At 68.4% G+C, this 19,376-nt stretch carries 19 protein-coding genes; 12 read left to right on the forward strand and 7 right to left on the reverse strand.

Annotation, left to right across the window (positions count from 1 at the left end; all coding sequences use genetic code 11):
• Positions 1–67 precede the first annotated feature (67 nt).
• The 3 genes from KDB89_RS03270 (at position 68) to KDB89_RS03280 (ending at position 2,860) form a co-directional block, all read left to right on the forward strand.
• Entirely contained in the window at positions 68–1,045 is a 978-nt protein-coding gene (locus KDB89_RS03270) for a 4-hydroxy-3-methylbut-2-enyl diphosphate reductase (protein WP_219083440.1), read from the forward strand.
• Positions 1,046–1,337: 292 nt separating this feature from the next.
• Entirely contained in the window at positions 1,338–1,928 is a 591-nt protein-coding gene (locus tag KDB89_RS03275) for a hypothetical protein (RefSeq protein WP_219083441.1), read from the forward strand.
• Between the two features lie 392 nt (positions 1,929–2,320).
• Positions 2,321–2,860, forward strand: coding sequence for a hypothetical protein (locus KDB89_RS03280; protein ID WP_219083442.1), 540 nt, complete (start codon positions 2,321–2,323; stop codon positions 2,858–2,860).
• Here the strand turns inward: KDB89_RS03280 and ilvA are convergent, their stop codons facing one another.
• Together ilvA and KDB89_RS03290 are read right to left on the reverse strand one after the other, a co-directional pair.
• Positions 2,861–4,129: a threonine ammonia-lyase IlvA gene (gene ilvA / locus KDB89_RS03285; protein ID WP_219083443.1), complete on the reverse strand. Its 1,269-nt coding sequence runs from the start codon at positions 4,127–4,129 to the stop codon at positions 2,861–2,863.
• Between the two features lie 48 nt (positions 4,130–4,177).
• Entirely contained in the window at positions 4,178–5,686 is a 1,509-nt protein-coding gene (locus tag KDB89_RS03290; RefSeq protein ID WP_255556178.1) for a DNA recombination protein RmuC, read from the reverse strand.
• An 86-nt stretch (positions 5,687–5,772) separates the two neighbouring features.
• Between KDB89_RS03290 and KDB89_RS03295 the strand changes: the two genes are divergently transcribed.
• The 7 genes from KDB89_RS03295 (at position 5,773) to KDB89_RS03320 (ending at position 12,359) form a co-directional block, all read left to right on the forward strand.
• On the forward strand, positions 5,773–7,035 hold the full coding sequence (locus KDB89_RS03295) for a M18 family aminopeptidase (protein ID WP_219083444.1): 1,263 nt from the start codon (positions 5,773–5,775) through the stop codon (positions 7,033–7,035).
• A gap of 238 nt (positions 7,036–7,273) precedes the next feature.
• A complete protein-coding gene (locus KDB89_RS14805; RefSeq protein ID WP_439654865.1) occupies positions 7,274–7,747 on the forward strand; it encodes a MarR family winged helix-turn-helix transcriptional regulator in 474 nt (157 codons plus the stop codon).
• A gap of 5 nt (positions 7,748–7,752) precedes the next feature.
• On the forward strand, positions 7,753–8,175 hold the full coding sequence (locus tag KDB89_RS03305) for an organic hydroperoxide resistance protein (protein ID WP_439654866.1): 423 nt from the start codon (positions 7,753–7,755) through the stop codon (positions 8,173–8,175).
• A gap of 85 nt (positions 8,176–8,260) precedes the next feature.
• Positions 8,261–9,334 (forward strand): redox-regulated ATPase YchF, encoded by a 1,074-nt coding sequence (gene ychF / locus KDB89_RS03310; protein ID WP_219083446.1) that lies wholly within the window; start codon positions 8,261–8,263, stop codon positions 9,332–9,334.
• Positions 9,335–9,451: 117 nt separating this feature from the next.
• Positions 9,452–10,243 carry an HTH domain-containing protein gene (locus tag KDB89_RS03315; protein ID WP_219084183.1) on the forward strand — a complete coding sequence of 264 codons (792 nt, stop codon included), beginning with the start codon at positions 9,452–9,454 and terminating at the stop codon, positions 10,241–10,243.
• Between the two features lie 758 nt (positions 10,244–11,001).
• Positions 11,002–11,133, forward strand: coding sequence for a hypothetical protein (locus KDB89_RS14580; protein WP_255556179.1), 132 nt, complete (start codon positions 11,002–11,004; stop codon positions 11,131–11,133).
• A 209-nt stretch (positions 11,134–11,342) separates the two neighbouring features.
• Positions 11,343–12,359 carry a glycoside hydrolase family 43 protein gene (locus KDB89_RS03320; protein WP_219083447.1) on the forward strand — a complete coding sequence of 339 codons (1,017 nt, stop codon included), beginning with the start codon at positions 11,343–11,345 and terminating at the stop codon, positions 12,357–12,359.
• A gap of 173 nt (positions 12,360–12,532) precedes the next feature.
• On the opposite strand, the gene KDB89_RS03325 is transcribed toward KDB89_RS03320, so the two are convergent.
• Positions 12,533–12,952: a GNAT family N-acetyltransferase gene (locus tag KDB89_RS03325; RefSeq protein ID WP_219083448.1), complete on the reverse strand. Its 420-nt coding sequence runs from the start codon at positions 12,950–12,952 to the stop codon at positions 12,533–12,535.
• Between the two features lie 80 nt (positions 12,953–13,032).
• Here KDB89_RS03325 and KDB89_RS03330 point away from each other — a divergent pair, with 80 nt between their 5' ends.
• Entirely contained in the window at positions 13,033–13,500 is a 468-nt protein-coding gene (locus KDB89_RS03330) for a GNAT family N-acetyltransferase (protein WP_219083449.1), read from the forward strand.
• On the opposite strand, the gene KDB89_RS03335 is transcribed toward KDB89_RS03330, so the two are convergent.
• The 3 genes from KDB89_RS03335 to KDB89_RS03345 form a co-directional block, all read right to left on the reverse strand.
• On the reverse strand, positions 13,475–14,866 hold the full coding sequence (locus KDB89_RS03335; RefSeq protein ID WP_219083450.1) for an MDR family MFS transporter: 1,392 nt from the start codon (positions 14,864–14,866) through the stop codon (positions 13,475–13,477). The genes KDB89_RS03330 and KDB89_RS03335 overlap by 26 nt on opposite strands.
• 123 nt (positions 14,867–14,989) lie before the next feature.
• Positions 14,990–15,811 (reverse strand): SDR family NAD(P)-dependent oxidoreductase, encoded by an 822-nt coding sequence (locus tag KDB89_RS03340; protein ID WP_219083451.1) that lies wholly within the window; start codon positions 15,809–15,811, stop codon positions 14,990–14,992.
• A gap of 23 nt (positions 15,812–15,834) precedes the next feature.
• Positions 15,835–16,353: a hypothetical protein gene (locus KDB89_RS03345; protein WP_219083452.1), complete on the reverse strand. Its 519-nt coding sequence runs from the start codon at positions 16,351–16,353 to the stop codon at positions 15,835–15,837.
• Between the two features lie 48 nt (positions 16,354–16,401).
• Here KDB89_RS03345 and KDB89_RS03350 point away from each other — a divergent pair, with 48 nt between their 5' ends.
• Positions 16,402–17,841: an amidohydrolase gene (locus KDB89_RS03350; RefSeq protein WP_219083453.1), complete on the forward strand. Its 1,440-nt coding sequence runs from the start codon at positions 16,402–16,404 to the stop codon at positions 17,839–17,841.
• Positions 17,842–17,848: 7 nt separating this feature from the next.
• On the opposite strand, the gene putP is transcribed toward KDB89_RS03350, so the two are convergent.
• Positions 17,849–19,351, reverse strand: coding sequence for a sodium/proline symporter PutP (gene putP, locus KDB89_RS03355; RefSeq protein WP_219083454.1), 1,503 nt, complete (start codon positions 19,349–19,351; stop codon positions 17,849–17,851).
• Positions 19,352–19,376 lie beyond the last annotated feature (25 nt).

The following is a 19,376-nucleotide window of genomic DNA, read 5'->3' on the forward strand; positions in this document are numbered from 1 at the left end:
CCCGCCGGTGCCGCTGTGCGCCAGACGCGAAGCTGGGATCCGGTGCCCACCACTTAGACTGGACCATATGACCAGCACCAGTGAGACCAGCAAGCGCGTCGTCGTCGCGGCCCCCCGCGGGTACTGCGCGGGCGTCGACAGGGCCGTCGTCACCGTCGAGAAGGCGCTGGACCTGTACGGCCCGCCGGTCTACGTGCGCAAGCAAATCGTGCACAACAAGCACGTCGTCGAGACCCTCGAGCATCGCGGCGCGGTCTTCGTCGAGGAGCTCGACGAGGTTCCCGAGGGCGCGACCGTCGTGTTCTCCGCTCACGGCGTGTCTCCCGCCGTGCACGCCGAGGCGGCCGAGCGGCACCTCAAGACCATCGACGCCACCTGCCCGCTGGTGACGAAGGTGCACCACGAGGCGAAGAGGTTCGCCAAGGAGAACACGCAGATCCTGCTCATCGGCCACGGCGGCCACGAGGAGGTCGAGGGCACCATGGGCGAGGCGCCGGAGAGCACGACGCTGGTGCAGTCCCCCGCCGACGTCGAGCACGTCGAGCTCCCCGAGGGCACGAACGTCGCCTGGCTGAGTCAGACCACGCTGTCGGTCGACGAGACGATGGAGACCGTGACCCGGCTGCGGGAGAAGTTCCCGCTGCTGATGGATCCGCCGTCTGACGACATCTGCTACGCCACGCAGAACCGCCAGCTGGCCGTCAAGCAGATCGCCAGCGCCGGCTGCGACCTGATGATCGTCGTCGGCTCCCAGAACTCGTCGAACTCAGTCCGCCTGGTCGAGGTCGCCCTCGAGGCGGGGGCCAAGGCCTCCTACCGCGTCGACAACGCCGGCGAGATCGACCCCGCGTGGCTCGAGGGCGTGGACACCGTCGGCGTCACGAGCGGCGCGTCGGTCCCCGACGACCTGGTCCAGGGTGTGCTGAACTTCCTCCAGGAGCGCGGTTTCCCGGCCGCGGTCGAGGAACGCCTGACGGAGGAGACCCTCACCTTCGCGCTGCCCCCGGAGCTCCGCAAGGATCTCCGCCGCGCCGTCAAGCACTGACCCCAGGTCGCCCCAGCCCGACCCCTGCCTGTCCCGGCGCTCGCCTCCCGCGTCGGTCACCCTGGGCCGCGATGAGCACGACACACTTGTCGTCGCGCCGCGTGGGCGGTTTGAACGGTTTTCGGGAGTTGAGCAGGAGGATCTGCTCACTGTGCCTGCGCGGCCCGCTGCCGCCGCAGATCGATCGTCTGGTTGCGCCCCCCGTCACGGTTTATCCACAGGTCGGCGTCCTGTCTGTCAGGTGACCCGTCCGGTCGCTAGATTCACCGCACTCGACGGAGAGGACAGGCGCATGCGGGCTTCAGTGATGCTGATTGCAGTTGTGCTGCTCGTCGGGTGCGCTGGCGACGGTGTGGAGTCGGTGTCGCCGGAGCCGACAGCCGTGACGACGTCGATCCCTGTTGCATCGCCGACTCCGAGCGCCAGTCCGTCGCCCACTGTGATGCCGACGTACCCGAGCGATCTGCCGACGGAGTCGGCAGAGGAAGCGGCAATCATCGCCGGCTGGCAGGAGTACTGGCGGGTCTATGCAAAATTCACTGCGGACCCAAATGGGTACACTGATTTCTCCGAGGTGTCGTATGTTACCACCGATGAGAGGGGTCGGATACTCCTGAACTTTCTCACTTATATGCGCGAGAACGACCTCAAGACCTTGGGTGGTCAGGTATTTAGGGATGTACGGGTGAAGCGGGTCGATAAGGGCATTGCTGAGGTTCAATACTGCTTCGATACCCGCCACGTTGACGTGCGGCACGCAGATACCGGTGAGGTGTTCGAGCGAGACGTGGCGGATACCTATGTGGAGACGGCCACGATGCACGAGGGTGCGGATGGCATCTGGCGGGTGGCGAGAATTCACGACAAGGAAGCCAAGTGCTGAGAGTTCCGACCTCGTTAATCCTAATTGTGTTGGTTTCATGTGCTGGGGTCTCTAGTGTGCATGCCGATGTGTCGTGTCCCGAGGAGTTCGATGCGTCAATGGGTGCATGTGATAACTCGGAAGTGATTCCAGGTTCACCTGCCAGTACATCGCCTGGTTCTGATGGTAGTTCCCAGGGTGGTGGTGCCCCGGGAGATCGGCGGACTTGCCTCTTCGTTGGCCGAGAGGTTGCATGCCAGACGGGCTTCGGGTGGTGGAGTGACGTGGTCCAGGGTTGGTGCAAGCGCGTGGAACCGCAGCCTCCTAAAGGTGACGCCGTCTGGCGCGGAAGAGAGGACGGAGCGATCTACCAGTGCACCCGACCCTCCTTCGACGGGACTCCGGACCCGGCGATGACCACCATCCGTTGGCTGCCCACACCGCCCGAGGAGGCGAGCGTCGATCCGGAGGAACTCGCGCAGCGGATTCTGGCCCGGCTGGAACTGCAGGCTCCCGAGATGGCTCTCCATCCCCGGGGTGGGGAGTGGCCGTTGTCTGGGGTCACTGGCTGGAAGATGTGGATGTGGGTGGAGCCTGCGTCCGAGCGGCAGTGGGGTCCGATCTCTGATTCGGATTCGGAGGGTGGCGTCACAGTGACGCTGTCAGCCCGGGTAGGCAACGTCGAATGGGACATGGGCAATGGCGACACGGTGACGTGCGACAAGGGCGCCGTCTGGTCGGAGGCCCGCACCAATGGCGGGCAGAACATCGCTTCTCCGGACTGCGGCTACATGTACGAGTCGCGGGGCGACTACACGGTGACGGCGACGGCACACTGGCTGGTTGAGTGGACCGGGGGTGGGCAGTCGGGAACGATCCCGCTGGATCTGCGCCGCGAGCAGGCCTACGAGGTAGTGGAGCTGCAGTCGGTCAACATCCCCGTCGGCGGCTGATCACACCAGGAACTGGAAGTACGGGCTGTCGTAGGCCACCTCGTGTGCCTCCATGCCAGATGCCTCGATGCGCTCCACCAGGAATCGATAGTCGCTCGGGTTGCCCAGCTCGACGCCCACCAGGGCGGGGCCGGTGTCGCGGTTGTTGCGCTTGATGTACTCGAAGAACGTGATGTCGTCCTCCGGCCCGAGCACGGAGTCGAGGAAGGACCGCAGCGCGCCCGGCTGCTGAGGGAACTCGATCAGGAAGTAGCGCTTGCGACCCTCATGGATCAGCGACCGCTCGACGATCTCGCCGTAGCGCGACACGTCGTTGTTGCCGCCCGAGACCAGCACAAGCACCCGTGAACCTGGCGTGATCGCCACCCTCGGCCCGACTCCGCCCGTGGGCAGCGCGGCCGCGGCCAGGGCGCCGGCAGGCTCGGCGATGATGCCGTCGGTCTGGTACATCGCGAGCATCTCGGTGCAGATCTGCCCCTCAGGGACTCGGGTGAGTTCGATGCCCGCCTCGCGCACGACCTCGAACGTGAAGTCGCCGGCCCGACGGACGGCGGCGCCGTCGACGAAGGTGTCGATCTCCTTGAGCGTCACCGGGTGACCGGCGGAGATGGCGGCCGCCATGCAGGGGGCGCCCTCGGGCTCGACGCCGACGATGCGGACCTCGGGGTGGTGGGTCCGGAGCCAGGCGCTGACCCCGGCGACCAGCCCGCCGCCACCGATGGGCAGGACCACCACGTCGGGCACGAAGCCCAGCTGCTCGATGGCCTCCACGATGATCGTGCCCTGGCCGGCGGCCGTGCGGGGGTCGTTGAATGCCGGTACGGGAGCCATGCCCTCCTCGACGGCGAGGCGGGTGGCCTCCTCGGAGGCGGCGTCGTAGGTGGCTCCGTGGTAGACGAGGTTGATGAAGCCGTCGCCGAGATCTTGGATGCGGTCGCGCTTCTGCCGGGGCGTCGTCAGGGGAACGACGATGGTGGCCCGGACCCCGAGTGCGGCAGCGGAGTACGCGACGCCCTGGGCGTGGTTGCCCGCGGATGCGCAGACGACACCGGCAGCCTTCTCCTCGGGGCTGAGCTGCGCCATGAGGTTGTAGGCGCCGCGCAGCTTGTACGACCGCACGGGTTGGAGATCTTCACGCTTAAGCCAGATCTGCGACCCCGTCGCCTTCGTCAGGCGCGGGTCAAGGTGCACCGGGGTGGGCCGGGTGACATCCGCCAGCCGCGTGAGGGCGTCGGGGATCTGCGCGGCGAGATCGGTGAGGAGGCTCATGGGACGTCATTCTTGCCGCTGCCTGGGCGCCGCGCCAGCTCTCGACGATCAGGCCCCGGCCTGTTCGATGCCGCGCAGCTGCTGAGGGGCGCGCACATCCAGGTCGGGATCGTCGGCTGCCAGCAGGCCGCGCTCGCGTTCCCTTTCCTCCGCGTAGTTGATCATCTCGGTGACGGCCAGCTGACGCGTCGACTCCGTGATGGGATCGAGATCGCCAAGTTCCTCGTCGGTAACCTGCAGGTCGCGGAAACGTCGGGCCTGGACCATCACTCGGGTCTCGAGGGTGGCGACGGCGCTGTTGTAGCTCTTCACCGTCGCGGTGAGCGAGCGGCCCAGCTTGTCGAAATGCGAGCCGAGCGTGGCCAGCCTCTTGTAGAGCTCGCGCCCGAGTGCGGAGATCTCCTGAGCCGTCGTGGCTAGCGCCACCTGCTTCCAGCCGTTCGCGACCACCTGCAACATCGGGATCAGCAGGCCGGGGCTCGACAGCACGATGTGCTTACGCGTGGCGTACTCGTGGAGGTCGGGCAACTGCTCGAGCGCCAGGCGGTAGATCTCGTCCGACGGCAGGTACAGCACGACGAACTCGGGCGACCCCAGATCCAGCTGCCAGTAGCCCTTTGCGGAGAGCTGGTCGATGTGGGCGCGGACGTGGCGGGCGAAGCGGGCGAAATGTTCGCGCTGTTCGGCCTCGTCAGCAGTGTTGTAGGCATCGAGGGCCGCCTGCAGGGGGGCCTTGGAGTCGACGAAGATGACCTTGTCGCTGGGCAGGTTGACGCGGAGATCGGGGCGGAACGGCCCCTCCTCGGACTGGTAGGTGGTCTGCGTGTCGAAGTCGCAGCGTTCCGACAGCCCCGAGATCTCGACGATCCTGCGGAGCGACTGCTCGCCCCACGCGCCGCGGACCTGCGGCGTGCGGAGCGCGTTGCTCAGCGTCGTGGTCTCCCGGCGGATGGCCTCACCGGACTCGCGCACTACCTTCACCTGCTCGCCCAGCTCCGCCGCCATGCGGGCGCGGGTGGTCTCCACAGTCTGCAGCTTCTCCTGCATCTGCTTGAGCCCGTCGGTCAGCGGGGCGACGAGCTGCTCGGTGGCCTTCAGCCGCTGCTCGGCGGCCGCGTCGGCCTGCTTGCCCTGGCGCTCCAGCGACTCGGCGGACAACACCTTGAACTGGTTCAGGAGCGTCTCGCGGTCGGCAGCCTGCTCGGCCGCCTTCTCGCGGGCCGCGTCCCGCTCCGCCGTCAGCGCCGCGACGTTCGCCGCGACGCGCGAGGTCTCGGCGTGCGCCTCCGCCACGAGCCGACGGGCCTCCTCCGCCAGTGTCCTGAGATCCGCCTTGTCTGCCAGATGCTGCGCGATCTCGGCTTTGACCATGGCCGACTCCTCGCGTGCGCGGCTTGCCTCGGCGCGGGCGGTGGCCGCGTCCTGGCGCGCGTCGGTCAGCGCCCGCGCATCCGGCTCGGCGGCGGTGCCGGACTGCCCCCGTCGGCCGAACAGGAATCCGCCCACGGCGCCGATGATGAGGGTGAGCAGCGCGATCACGATGGTCAGTGCGTCCATATCTCTCAGCTTTGCAGGCCGGTCCGACAATTCCTGAACGGCACACCGCGGAGGGGTGCCAGCGGGCGGGGTCTAGCCTTGGGGCCATGCTCGGAACTGCCCTCGAACACATCGACGACCTTGCCGACTTCGTGTCGGTCTCGCCCACCAGCTACCACGCAGCCGATCAGATTGCCGTGCGGCTGCGGCTCGCAGGTTTCGAGGGGGTCGACCCGACCCGCCCCTTCGGCGACGTGACCGGCCGACGCTTCGTCCTGCGCGAGGGCGCCGTCATTGCCTGGGTGGCCCCCGAGACGGTCAGGGCCGAGACGGGCTTCCGCATTGTCGGCACCCACACCGATTCCCCCGCCTTCAAGGTCAAGCCAGGGCCGCTGCTGCGCTCGGCGGGGTGGACGGGAATCGGGGTCGAGATCTACGGAGGGCCGCTCATCAACTCGTGGCTCGACAGGGACCTCGGCCTCGCTGGGCGCATCGTCACCCGCGACGGGCAGGCGCACCTCGTGAGGACGGGCCCGATCGCGCGCATTCCGCAGCTCGCCATCCATCTCGACCGCGGCGCCAACGACGGTCTGAAGCTCGACCGCCAGGCCCACACGCAGCCGATCGTCGCCCTCGACCTCAAGCAGCCGCTGCTCGAGACGCTGTGCGCGCTCGCCGGCGTGGCGGTGGAGGACGCCGTCGCGACCGACCTGTTCACCTTCGACACCCAGCGGCCGGCGGTCATCGGCGTCGAGCGCGAGTTCTTCGCCTCGGCGCGCCTGGACAACCTGTTGTCCACGCATGCGGCCCTGACCGCCATGGAGTCGCTGACAGCCACCGATGACGTGGCGGTATTCGCAGCCTTCGACCACGAGGAGGTCGGCTCCGCGACGGCGACCGGCGCGGCCGGGCCGATTCTCGGTGACGTGCTCGAACGCATTGCCGCCGGTTATGGCCTCGGCCTCGACGAGACCCGCGCCATGTACGCGCGGTCCTCCTGCGTCTCCGCCGACTGCGGACACGTCGTCCACCCGAACTACGCGGGCAAGCATGATCCGGTGAACCAGCCGCTCCCCAACAGTGGTCCACTGCTGAAGATCAACGCCAGCCAGCGTTACGCCACCGACGCCATCGGCACGGCCATCTGGGTCAACGCGTGTGAGAAGGCCGGGGTGCCGACGCAACCCTTCGTCTCGAACAACGACGTGCCCTGCGGGTCGACGATCGGCCCCATCACGGCGACCAGGCTCGGCATCAGGACCGTCGACGTCGGCGCCGGGCTGCTGAGCATGCACTCTGCCCGCGAGATGTGTGGGGTTGAGGACCCGTGGTTCACCGCACGCGCCATGGAGGCCTACTGGGCGGGCTGACCCTCGGGCTGTCGGCTGTCGGCTGTCGGCTGTCGGCTGTCGGCTGTCGGCTGTCGGAGCCTGCCGTGGCCATCCCATCCAGACGCCAACGAACTAGACGGACGCCAACGATATTCACGTGAATGCCGTTGGCGTCTGTCTATTTCGTTGGCGTCCGCGGGAGGGGTGGGATGCGGGTGGTGGAGACCTCGCGGTGAGAATGGTTGTGCGCAGTTGAATTGTGTGCAATACTTCTGACGTGGCAACAGTTGACCAGATGCTCTGCTTCGCGCTCTACTCCGCGAGTCGCGCGACGACCCAGGCGTACCGTCGCCTGCTCGAGCCCTGGGGGCTGACCTACCCGCAGTACCTGGTGCTCGTCGAGCTCTGGGATCGGGGGGAGCTGTCGGTCCGCGAGCTGGGCGACGACCTTGGCCTCGACTCGGGGACGCTCTCGCCGCTGCTCAAGCGGATGGAGGTCGCCGGGTTCGTCACGAGGACCCGACAGGCCGACGACAACCGCGTTGTCGTCGTCGCCCCGACAGCCCGCGCCGAGGAGCTGCGCACCGAGATGCTCGTGGTCCCGACGGAGCTCATCCGCTGCACCGGCGTGACCGCCGACGGGATCGCCGACCTCGTCGGCCGACTCCACGAGCTCACCGACAGGCTCGCAACCGCCACATCCACTGACTCACCGGAACTGCAGACCGCGGCTCCGTCGAACGAAAGGTGACCACCATGCAGGCCATTTACACCATCGAGGCCCTCGCAACCGGCGACGGCCGCAACGGCCACGTCGCATCCGCCGACGGGCTGGTCAACACCGACGTGCGCGTCCCCAAGGAGATGGGCGGCACGGGCGGCGCCCCGAACCCCGAGATGCTGTTCGCCGCCGGCTACGCCGCCTGCTTCCACAGCGCGCTGCAGGCCGTCGCCCGCGCGCAGAAGGTCGCGATCCACGACACCTCCGTCGGCGCCCGCGTCGGCATCGGCTCCAACGGCCAGGGCGGCTTCCAGCTCGCCGTCGACCTCGAGGTCGTCATCCCCGACGTGCCCAAGGAGCAGGCCCAGGCGCTGGCCGACGCCGCCCACCAGGTGTGCCCCTACTCCAACGCGACCCGCGGCAACATCGAGGTGAACGTCACCGTCTCCGACGACTGACCCCTCGCACCGCACGACCGGCCATGCCGGGTCCACCGACCCGGCATGGCCGGTTCCGTGTCCGCGGACGGTAAGCTGTCCCCTCGTGGCACTCACTATCGGAATCGTCGGCCTCCCCAACGCCGGCAAGTCGACCCTGTTCAACGCGCTGACCCGCAACGACGTCCTCGCGGCGAACTACCCGTTCGCGACGATCGAGCCGAACGTCGGCGTCGTCGGCGTCCCCGACGAGCGCCTCCCCGCGCTCGCGAGAGTGTTCAGCTCCGAGCGCATCGTGCCCGCCACCGTGAGCTTCGTCGACATCGCCGGCATCGTGAAGGGCGCCTCGCAGGGCGAGGGTATGGGCAACGCCTTCCTCGCCAACATCCGTGAGGCCGACGCCATCTGCCAGGTCACGCGCGTCTTCGACGACGAGGACGTCACGCACGTCGACGGCAAGGTCGACCCCGCCAGCGACATCGACACCATCACCACCGAGCTGATCCTCGCCGACCTCGCCACCGTCGAGAAGGCGCTGCCGCGCATCGAGAAGGAGGCGCGGATCAAGAAGGAGTCGCAGCCCAAGGCCGCCGCCTTCAAGGAGGCGAAGGACGCCCTCGAGTCCGGCAAGGGCGTCCGTACCGCGGGCCTGGATCTCGAGCCCCTCTACGAGCTGCACCTCCTCACGGCGAAGCCCTACCTGTACGTCTTCAACTGCGACCAGGACGAGCTGGTCGACGAGGACCTGAAGGCCAGGATGCGCGACCTCGTCGCGCCCAACGAGGCGATCTTCCTCGACGCGAAGTTCGAGTCCGAGCTCGTCGAGATGGATGCGGACGAGGCCCGCGACTTCCTCGCCGAGATGGGTGTCGAGGAGCCCGGCCTCGACGTGCTCGCGCGCGTCGGCTACGACACGCTGGGCCTGCAGAGCTACCTGACCGCCGGTCCCAAGGAGGCCCGCGGCTGGACGATCAGGAAGGGCGCCACCGCGCCCGAGGCCGCCGGCGTCATCCACACGGACTTCCAGAAGGGCTTCATCAAGGCAGAGGTCGTCAGCTTCGACGACCTCGTCGCCGCAGGCTCGATGGCGGCCGCCAAGTCGGCCGGCAAGGTCCGCCTCGAGGGCAAGGACTACGTCATGGCCGACGGCGACGTGGTGGAGTTCCGGTTTAACGTCTAGCGGCTGCCTCCCTGATGCCCTACCTTGACGGAAGGTCGGTCTCCGACCGGTTGCGACGATAGGGGCCGACAACTGCGGGAGCGTGGAGCTAGCGATATGATCCCAACTATGAAAGACATGCCGTGGCGACGCGCCATTCTCAAGGTAGTGTCGGAGGCCACGGAGCCTCTGCATTACGCCGAGATTGCTCAGCGGATACTGGACAACGGCCTGCGTGGTGAAGGCGGAGCTACTCCAGCTGCGACCGTTGCGGCCACCATCTCAATGTACCTGCAGAATGACCTCGTTCGCGTAGACAGGGGTGTCTACGCATTGGCTTCCTCGTCGCCGACCCCGGTGAGCCCCAAGGGTGCCGACCGTCCAGTCTCTTCGAGCAGCGAGGGATCAGCGGCTACCGAAGTCGATGCGGAAGACACAGGCTTCCTGAACGCTTTCGGTATGTTCTGGCGTCGCGAGGAGGTCGATTGGGAGCAGCGCGGACAGTCGCTTCTCGGTGCTCAGCTGAAGGCAGCGCAGCCGATCAACTTTGCTGATCAGGTCGGGGTCTACATCCTATATTCTGGTGACCGTGTCATCTATGTAGGTCGCATCACCGAGCCCCGACTCGGACCCCGTCTCTGGGACCACACACGTGACCGGTTGACTGGTCGCTGGGACAGATTTTCGTGGTTCGGCGTCCGGGCGGTCGCTGATGACGGCAGTCTCGGTCAGGTCCCAGCAGGCAACTTCGCCGTCGATATGCTCGTAGCCACGATGGAGGCACTGCTGATCGAGGGGCTGGAACCCCCGCAGAATAGGCGCCGCGGCGACGGATTTAGCGCCACGGAGTTTATTCAGACTGTGGATCCTCAGATTGAACGCCGACGCGCACAGCAGTTCTTTCAGCGCCTTACCGGTGGGGAGCAATGACGGTCTCCGTGGTCGTAGGGTTGCGGCGCGTCCAGTTCACCCCGGATTGACACAGCTGACGCTGACGGAGGTCAACTCCTCTGACTCAGAGAGCAGCTGTCGCGCGCTCTCGTCCATCCGCGCTCTGACTTCGAGCGAGCGCTCGTCGATCCAGAGTCTTTCAAGGTGGGTGAGGCCGGTGGGATGACGTCAGTTTCACAAGCATGTGGTCGCGCACCGCGCGTTGTGTACGAGGTCCAGGAGGATGAGCTGCTGGTTCTTGTGCTGCGCGCCGGGCACCGCCGCGACCCCTACCGATGATCCGATGCGTCTGCCACTCTTACCCAAAGATGCTCACGGATGCCCAGCAAATGCTCACAACGCGCGGAGCGTGGTGGAGTTCCGCTTCAACGTCTGATCTTGCCGTCGCGGCGAGGTGAAGGCCCCGAACGCCTCGCCGCTCTGTGCCGAGCCACAGTGTCCGAGGTGCGCAGTACCGTCGGATGATGAGTGTGCACTTCTACACCGCGACCAGCCTCGACGGGTTCATCGCCACGCCCGAGCACTCTGTGGACTGGCTACTTTCGCAGGCCTTCGCCGAAGCAGGCCCTATGAAACCATGCCGAGTTCCTCATCGGGATCGGTGCGCTCGTCATGGGGCTGGAAACATGGGAGTGGGTGCGTGGAGCCGGGGAGAAGTGGTCAAAGTGAGGCGCCGTCGTTCGTGCTGACACGTCGCGAGGACGACCCTCACCAAGGCCGAGAACTTCACTGTCAAGGTGCCGGCCTCGAAGGTCGGCGTCGCCATCAACCCGACGATGCGCGTGTCGTACACGCCGGACTCGAAGACGTCGAAGCACACGTCCAAGGGCCACGTCGTGGTGAAGTCGTCGCTGAAGGTCCGCCGCTGACGCGACGGTCACCGTCGGCCGAAGGCTGACATCTGATTCCCACGGGGTGGGCGGCGCTGCCGCCCACCCCGTGGTTTCTCTCGGTATGTGATCGTTCACATTTTTGCGCCCCCGCGCTGGTCCGAGTCGGGGCCTTCGCCTACTGTGGATGCTGTGCGACCGGGATTCCGGATCGCCGGACCCGACTCTCACCGCTGAGGAGCACACCTGTGGCCACGGACCTGAACGTCAACCCCATCGTCCTGCAGCGCGCCGATCCGTGCGTCCTGCGCCACGACGGGCAGTACTACTTCACCGGTTCCTACCCGCTCTACGACCGCATCGTGCTGCGCCGAGCCGCGCGGCTCGATGACCTCCAGTCGGCCGACGAGGTCACCATCTGGACCAAGCACGAGTCGGGGCCGCAGTCGCAGCTGATCTGGGCTCCAGAGATCCACCGCGTGGGCGACGCCTGGTACATCTACTACGCGGCGGCGCCGAACACGGACGGAACCGCCGACGCTCCGGGCGCCGACGAGACCTTCAACCACCGCGTCTTCGTGCTCGAGTGCACCGACGACGACCCCCTGACTGGAACCTGGGTCGAGAAGGGACAGGTCAACACGGGCTGGGAGTCGTTCGCACTGGACGCCACCTCGTTCGTGCACCGTGGCGAGCAGTACCTCGTCTGGGCGCAGCAGGACGTTGCCGTCAAGGGCCACTCCAACCTCTACATCGCGCGCATGGAGAACCCCTGGACGCTCGCGACCGATGCCGTGATGCTCTGCAAGCCCGAGTACGACTGGGAGATCGTCACGTTCTGGGTCGCCGAAGGGCCGTCTGTCCTCATCCGCGACGGCAAGGTTTTCCTGACCTACAGCGCGTCGGGCACCGGCATCGAGTACGCGATGGGCGTGCTCACCGCCGACGCCGACGCGGACCTCCTCGATCCGGCGTCGTGGACCAAGAGCCCCGACCCGGTCTTCGCCTCCGACCCCGAAGTCGGCATCTACGGGCCCGGTCACAACAGCTTCACCGAGACCGCCGACGGGCAGACCGTGCTCGTGTACCACGCCCGCACCTACACCGAACTCGTCGGCGATCCCCTCTGGGAGCCGAACCGCCAGGCCTGCGCCCAGATCCTGCCGTTCGACGCCGATGGGAACCCCGTCTGGGGCACGCCGATCCCTCTGACGCGACCGGCCCCGACATCGGTCGACGTCCTCGGCCTCGACGGCAGCTTCTGACACCAGGACCCTTACCGATCCGCCGGAGCCCCGAGCCCGGCACAACTGTGGCCAGAGCCGCAGCACTCTCGTTATTTCCGAGTGCTGCGGCTCTGGCCACTTTTGTGCACGGAAGTGGAAGGTGAAGAGGGCGGGAAGGGATGGTGATGGGTCGTAGAGGGTGGCGGGGGAGGTCAGCTGGACTTCAGGAACGCCCGCAGCGGGTGCTCCAGGATGCCGATGTCGCGGAAGCCCATCTGCTGGTAGAACTCGCTCTGCCGGGACCGCTCATCGGTGAGGAGCACCTTCCGCCGCACGCCCGCGTAGGGCTCGAAGACGCGTTCGAACAGGGCCCGCCCCAGACCCGCGTGGCGGTGCGAGGGTGCGACCAGGATGTCCTGCAGGAACACGACCGTCAGTCCGTCGCCGACGACGCGGGCCAGCCCCACGAGTCGGCCGTCCTCGCGTGCGCAGACGACCCGGAGCGACCGGCGCAGCGCGTCCTGCAGCCTCGACGGCTCCCGGGTGTACATGTTCCACCCGACGCTTCCGTAGAGCTCCACGAGCTCGGCCGCCGACGGAAGATCATGATCTGTCAGTTCGATGTCCCCCATGGGCCGAGCATAGGGCCACACCTGTTCGCGACGGTCGGCCTTGAGGGCGGCTGGCCGTCGCGGTGCGGGAGGATTGTCGCGTGACGATCGGGATCACGGCCTACCGACCTCAGGACGCTGCCCTCACCCGCGACCTGTTCCAGGCGGCCATCCGCGGTACCGCCTCTCGGGACTACACGCCCGAGCAGGTGGTGGTGTGGTCGCGCGTCGACGACCTCGGCCTCTGGAACGACAACCGGATGAAGGCGCACTGCCTGATCGCCCGCATCGACGGGGTGCCCGCGGGGTTCACCGAGATCGACGACGAGGCCTACCTCAACATGATGTTCGTCGACCCACGCTTCGCCGGCCGGGGAGTGGCCACGGCCCTGCTACAGGTGGCACTCGGCCTCGTCGACCCGACGGCGACCGTCACCGCCCGCGCAAGCCTGACCGCACGGCCGTTCTTCGAGGCCCGCGGCTTCCGCGTCGACGCGGAGCACCACCCGGTGATCAGGGGCGTGCGGCTCACGAACTTCTCCGTCAGCCTCGCTCCGCGCGGGAGATGACCGGCAGCAGCAGCGCCACGAGCATCGACACCGCCGCGAAGCCCGTTGCCCACCAGAACGCCACGTGGAACGCGTCGACGGGCGTCCCGCCGCCGTTCAGCGATGCCTGCAGCAGCACGGCGAGCAGCGCGGTGCCGAGCGCCCCGCCGAGTTGCTGCGCGATGCGAGTGATGATGCTCGCGTCTGCGACGTCGCCGCCGGGCAGGCCGGTGTAGGCGGCGGCCATGATCGGGATGAACACAGTCCCGAGCCCGCAGCCGCGCAGGAACAGCACGATCCCCAGCCAGACGGGGCTGGTCGAGGCGTCGGCGAATGCGAACGGGGCCGTCGCGAGAGCCGCCACCGCGAAGCCGGTCACCGCGATCCAGCGGGGCCCGATCCGGTCCGTCAGGCGGCCGGCCTGGGTCCGCACGACGAGCGTGCCGATCCCCTGCGGGATCATCATCAGCCCGGCCCCCAGCGCATCCGTGCCGCGCACCGTCTGCCAGAACAGCGGGAGCAGGAACACCGCGCCGAACAGGGCCGCTCCCGTGAACACCATCGCCACGGTGGCGACCTTCAGCTCCCGCGCACGCAGCAGCCCGAGCCGCACCAGCGCCGTGTCGCCGCGCCGCAGGGCGTGCCACGTGAACGCGGCGAGCAGCAGCGCCCCGACGGCCAGCGGCCACCCGACGTCGGGGCGGGCGAAACCCCCGTCGTCGTGGGAGTTCGACAGGGCGAGCAGCACGGCGGCCAGACCGGGGGAGACGAGCAGGAAGCCGAGCCAGTCGAACGGGCGGCGCGCCCCCAGCGCCTCCCCGGGGACCCAGCGCAGCGCGAGCACGACTCCGACGAGGCACAGCGGCACGTTGACGAGGAACAGCCAGCGCCACGACGCGACCGCGAGGATGCCGCCGCCGATCACAGGCCCGAGGATCGGGCCGAGCGCGATGGGCAGCGACACGATGCCCATCAGCGTCCCGATGTTCCTGCCTCCCGCCTGCCGCATCAGCACCGACTGCATCAGCGGCATCATCAGGCCGGCGCCGAACCCCTGTACGACGCGGAACGCGATCAGAGACCCGGCGTCCCACGCGAGGGAGCAGGCGACCGAGCCGACGAGGAAGACCAGCAGAGCGGCGATCCAGACCCGTCGGCTCCCGAACCTCAGTTCGGCCCACGCGACGACAGGGATGGAGATCGCCAGGGACAGCAGATACGCCGTCGACACCCACTGGATCGTCGCGATCTGCACGCCGAGGTCGGCGGCCAGCGACTTGAGCGCGACGTTGACGATCGTCGAGTCGAAGATCGGCGCGAGGCCGCCGACGATCAGCGCGATCGCCGTGAGCCACTGGGCCCGAGTCAGTGTCGGGGCATCGGACATCCGCGTTCCTTCCGTGCAGCGCAGTCGAACCCTACGGCCAGGGGGTCGCGCCGCGGGGAGGCGACCCTGCCGGGTCCCGAAGGCTGGACGACGGTGCGGGCGCGAGCCGACCGTCGCTGAGTCCTACGCGGCGCCGACGAGCTCGGCTGAGCGCTCCCACATGCGTCTTGCCAGGTCCCGGTCGCGCGCTGCCGTGCCGACGATGAGGCGATTCTCGTAGTACTCGCCGGAATGCCCGTCGAAGTAGGGAGGCGATGTCGCCAGCCAGACCAGCTGGTCGGCGCCCTGCTCCGGCGTCACGGTGATCAGCCGTTTCAGCGGCGAGTGGTAGGCCAGCCGGATCAACCGGGAGCTGTCGGCGCCGAAGTTCGACCCGACGATGCCCGGATGGAAGGCAGCGGCGAGCAGCCCCTGCGCCCCGTAGCGGCGGGCGAGCTCGCGCGTGAACATGTTCTGCGCCAGCTTCGCCCTCCCGTAGGCCTTGAGCACGGCATAGTGGCGCTCGGACTGGAGGTCGTCGAGGTCGATGCCCCCGATGAGCCGCGACGCGATGCTCGAGGTCTGGATCACCACCGCCTTGCTCGCGATCAGCTTCGGGAGCAGTAGGGAGGTCAGCAGGAACGGCGCGAGGTGGTTGACCTGCAGCGTCGCCTCAAAGCCGTCGACCGTGATCCGACGGTGCAGCATCGCCGCGCCGGCATTGTTCGCCAGCACGTCGATGCGCGGCAGTCGGTCGAGGGCGGCGGCCAGCGAGCGCACCTGGGCCAGGTCCGCGTAGTCCGCGACGTGGAACTCGGCGTCGAGTTCGCGCGCGACCGCCTCGGTCTTCGCCGGGTTGCGGCCCACCACGACGACGCGGTCGCCGCGCGCATGCAGCGCCCTGGCCGCGGCCGCGCCGATGCCGTCGGATGCCCCGGTGATGACGACGATGCGTTCGGTTCCCACGCCGCCATCCTGCCAGCCCGGTGTCAGCCCATCCTGCCGAGCTCGACGGTGCTCGCCTCGTCGTCGACGGTGACGGAGTAGCTGAGCACGCCGTCGGCGTAGGAGAACTTCTTGGTGTCCTCCTTGGAGCCCTGCGCCGCGCCGTCGGTCTGGCCATGGTCGTTCTTCGACGTCCAGGAGTACGTGCCGCCCTTCTCGGTGGGCGCGTCGAAGCTGCCGGCCCAGTAGAGCGTGGTGGTGTCGCCTCCGTCGCTCACCCACAGGATGGTGATCATGCCGTCGGCGATCGTCGCGGCCTGCCAGGCGTCGGGGGACTCGGCGTCGGTCTGCTTCCAGTCGCCGTCCAGGTCGAGGACCTTGTCGGGGTCGTCCGGGGAGGGTGAGGCGGGCATCGGGGTGCTCTCCTCGGGAGTCGCCGCGGGCGAGGAGGACGTCGCGGACGCGGTGGGCGTCGGGGACGGCGTGGAGGGCTCGGGCGAGCCGGAGCAGCCCGCGACCGCGAGCGCGGCGAGCGGGATCAGGAAGAGGAGGAGGCGTCGCATGCCGGAAGCCTACGTCCGGGGAGGGCGCCATGGTCCCACAATGGTGCGATGACCTCCCAGCTGCTGCGTCGCCTGCGACCCCTTCGCGCCGACAGCCCCGTCGACGTGCGCGTCCGCGACGGGGCGATTGTCGAGGTCGGGGACCTCACGCCCGGGGCAGCCGAGGAGGTCCGCGACTTCGACGGGCGCCGCGTCATGCCTGGCCTGGTCGACCACCACGTGCACGTCACGCAGTGGGCGACGCTGTCCCGGCGCCTCGATCTGAGCGCCTCGGCGTCCGCCTCGGACGCGACGGCCAGGGTCGCGGCCGCGCTGGCCGGCAACACGGACGAGGTGTTCGTCGGGTTCGGCTTCAGGGCCCCGCTCTGGACCGACCGCCCGACCGTCGCCGGCCTCGACGCGGCGACCGGCGCCCGCCCCGTCGTGCTGGCCTCAGCCGACCTGCACAGCGTGTGGCTGAACTCCGCGGCGCTGCACCGTTTCGGTTACGACCCGGCCGACGTCGACTCCCCGCTCACAGAGGATGCGGCGTTCGCGGTCCTGAGGGCTCTCGACACCGTTCCTGTCGAGAGCTCGGACGCCTGGGTCGACGAGGCGTTGCGTCAGGCGGCCGCGCGCGGGGTCACCCGGATCGTCGACTTCGAGATGGCCTGGAACCTCGAGAGCTGGACCCGACGCGCCTCGACCAGACCGCTGGCGGCCCGCGTCGACTTCGGCATCTACCCACAGGACCTCGCCCGCGCCCTGGACGAGGGCCTCACCACGGGGCGGGAGATCGCCGGGCTGCTCCGCGTCGGATCGCTGAAGATCATCTCCGACGGCTCCCTGACGACCCGCACGGCCTGCTGCGTCGACCCGTACCCCGGCACGGCCGACCGGGGCGTCCTCAACGTCAACCCCCTTCAGCTCACCGACCTCCTCGCCACCGCCCGCGGCCACGGGCTGCACGTCGCGGTGCACGCCATCGGCGACGAGGCCAACCGACTGGCGCTCGACGCCTTCGCGATCAGCCGCGCCAGCGGCTCCATCGAGCACGCGCAGCTGCTCCGACATGCCGACGCGCCCCGGTTCGCGGACCTCGGCATCGTCGCCAGCGTCCAGCCCGAGCACGCGATGGACGACCGCGACGCTGCCGAGGCGCTCTGGCCCGCCCGCACCGGCCGCGCGTTCCCGCTGCGCACCCTGCTCGACGCCGGGGTCACGCTCGCGTTCGGGTCCGACGCCCCCGTCGCGCCGCTCGACCCCTGGCAGGCCATCAGCGCAGCCGTGTTCCGCACGCGTGACGAGCGCGCTCCCTGGCACCCGGAACAGCGGATCACACTCGACGAGGCGGTCACCGCCAGCGTCGACGGTCCGCTGGCGCCCGGCGCACGGGCCGACATCGCGATCCTCGACGGGGACCCCGTCGGCGCCGACGCCGCGGCACTGCGGGCCATGCCGGTCGCCGCGACCATGGTCGACGGCCGCTGGACCCACGGCCCGTCCTGACGCCAGATCAGTCCGCGGCGAGGATCCTCGACATCGCGTCGAACTCCTCGTCGACCTTCGGCTCATCGCCCTTCCAGGTCAGTCGGGAGACGACGTATCCGACGAGCAGGTTCAGCAGGAAGCCGGGCACGATCTCGTACATCGCGGAGTGCAGCGCCGGGATGTTCCCCCAGATGAGCACGACCACGCCGCCGGTGACCATGCCGGCCAGCGCGCCGGCGGCCGTGTACCGACGCCAGTAGAGGCACATCAGCACGACGGGGCCGAAGGCGGCGCCGAACCCGGCCCACGCGAAGGACACCAGTTCGAGGATCGCGGAGTCCTGGTCGAGTGCGAGCAACGCAGCGACCACCGCGATGATCAGGACGCCGACCCGGCCGAGCAGCAACTCCACGCGCGGGTTGCTGCGCCTCCCGGCCAGGTTGTAGAGGTCCTCCACCAGCGCCGACGAGCACACCACGAGCTGGCTCGACATCGTCGACATGATGGCCGCCAGCACCGCGGCGAGCACCAGTCCGGCGACGAAGGGGTGGAAGAAGATCTGGCTGAGCAGGAGGAACACCGTCTCGGGATCCTCCAGCTTCTTGGCGGGGTCCCCGGCGAAGTAGCCGACGCCGATGAGCGCGGTCAGGATCGCGCCACCGCAGGTCAGGATCATCCAGCCGAGGCTGATGCGGCGGGCGGTCTTCGCCTCGCGCGCCGTGCGCAGCGCCATGAACCGGACGATGATGTGCGGCTGCCCGAAGTAGCCGAGCCCCCAGGCGGCGGTGGAGATGATCCCCACGGTCCACAGGAAGGCGCCCTTGTCGTCGATGCCGGCGAACAGGTTGAACGCGTCGGCGTTCTGCGCGGTGATCTGCGCCGTCGCCGCGTCCCAGCCGCCGATCGACACGATCGCGACGATCGGCACCACGATCAGGGCGGTCAGCATCAGGACGCCCTGCGCGACGTCGGTCAGCGTCGCGCCCAGGAAGCCGCCGATGAACGTGTACAGCACCGTGATGGTCGCGACGAGCGCCATGCCCGCGAGGTAGTGCCAGCCGAAGGTGCTGGCGAAGAACTTGCCGGCGGCCACCATGCCGCTGGAGACGTAGAACGTGAAGAAGACGAGGATCACCGCGGCGGCCGCGATCCGGACGGGGCGCGTCTCGCCGGGCAGCCGCTTGCCGAAGAAGCTCGGGATGGTGATGGCGTTCTCGGCGATCTCGGTGTAGGCCCGCAGCCGCGGCGCGACGACCTTCCAGTTCACCCAGGCGCCGAGCGTGAGCCCGATCGCGATCCACGCCTCGACCAGTCCCGACAGGTAGATCGCTCCGGGCAGGCCCATGAGCAGCCAGCCGGACATGTCCGACGCGTTCGCCGACAGTGCCGCCACCCCAGGCCGGAGGTTCCGCTCGGCCAGCATGTAGCCGTCGATGGTGGACGTGCGTCGGAAGGCGTAGTAGCCGATGCCGAGCATCGCCGCGAAGTACACGACAATGGCCAGCAGTTGGAATGCGTGCTCGGACATGGGCTCACCCCTGGGGACGTCGACA

Source organism: Tessaracoccus palaemonis (assembly GCF_019316905.1).
Taxonomy (GTDB): Bacteria; Actinomycetota; Actinomycetes; order Propionibacteriales; family Propionibacteriaceae; genus Arachnia; species Arachnia palaemonis.

Coding starts and splice junctions, on each gene's coding strand:
- KDB89_RS03290 (WP_255556178.1), bottom strand. CDS start 5,686: ATGGACGCACTGACCATCGTGATCGCGCTGCTCACCCTCATCATCGGC.
- KDB89_RS03305 (WP_439654866.1), top strand. CDS start 7,753: ATGCAGGCCATTTACACCATCGAGGCCCTCGCAACCGGCGACGGCCGC.
- KDB89_RS03335 (WP_219083450.1), bottom strand. CDS start 14,866: ATGTCCGATGCCCCGACACTGACTCGGGCCCAGTGGCTCACGGCGATC.
- KDB89_RS03325 (WP_219083448.1), bottom strand. CDS start 12,952: ATGGGGGACATCGAACTGACAGATCATGATCTTCCGTCGGCGGCCGAG.
- KDB89_RS03275 (WP_219083441.1), top strand. CDS start 1,338: ATGCGGGCTTCAGTGATGCTGATTGCAGTTGTGCTGCTCGTCGGGTGC.
- KDB89_RS03295 (WP_219083444.1), top strand. CDS start 5,773: ATGCTCGGAACTGCCCTCGAACACATCGACGACCTTGCCGACTTCGTG.
- KDB89_RS03345 (WP_219083452.1), bottom strand. CDS start 16,353: ATGCGACGCCTCCTCCTCTTCCTGATCCCGCTCGCCGCGCTCGCGGTC.
- ilvA (WP_219083443.1), bottom strand. CDS start 4,129: ATGAGCCTCCTCACCGATCTCGCCGCGCAGATCCCCGACGCCCTCACG.
- KDB89_RS03280 (WP_219083442.1), top strand. CDS start 2,321: ATGACCACCATCCGTTGGCTGCCCACACCGCCCGAGGAGGCGAGCGTC.
- KDB89_RS03315 (WP_219084183.1), top strand. CDS start 9,452: ATGCCGTGGCGACGCGCCATTCTCAAGGTAGTGTCGGAGGCCACGGAG.
- KDB89_RS03350 (WP_219083453.1), top strand. CDS start 16,402: ATGACCTCCCAGCTGCTGCGTCGCCTGCGACCCCTTCGCGCCGACAGC.
- putP (WP_219083454.1), bottom strand. CDS start 19,351: ATGTCCGAGCACGCATTCCAACTGCTGGCCATTGTCGTGTACTTCGCG.
- KDB89_RS03270 (WP_219083440.1), top strand. CDS start 68: ATGACCAGCACCAGTGAGACCAGCAAGCGCGTCGTCGTCGCGGCCCCC.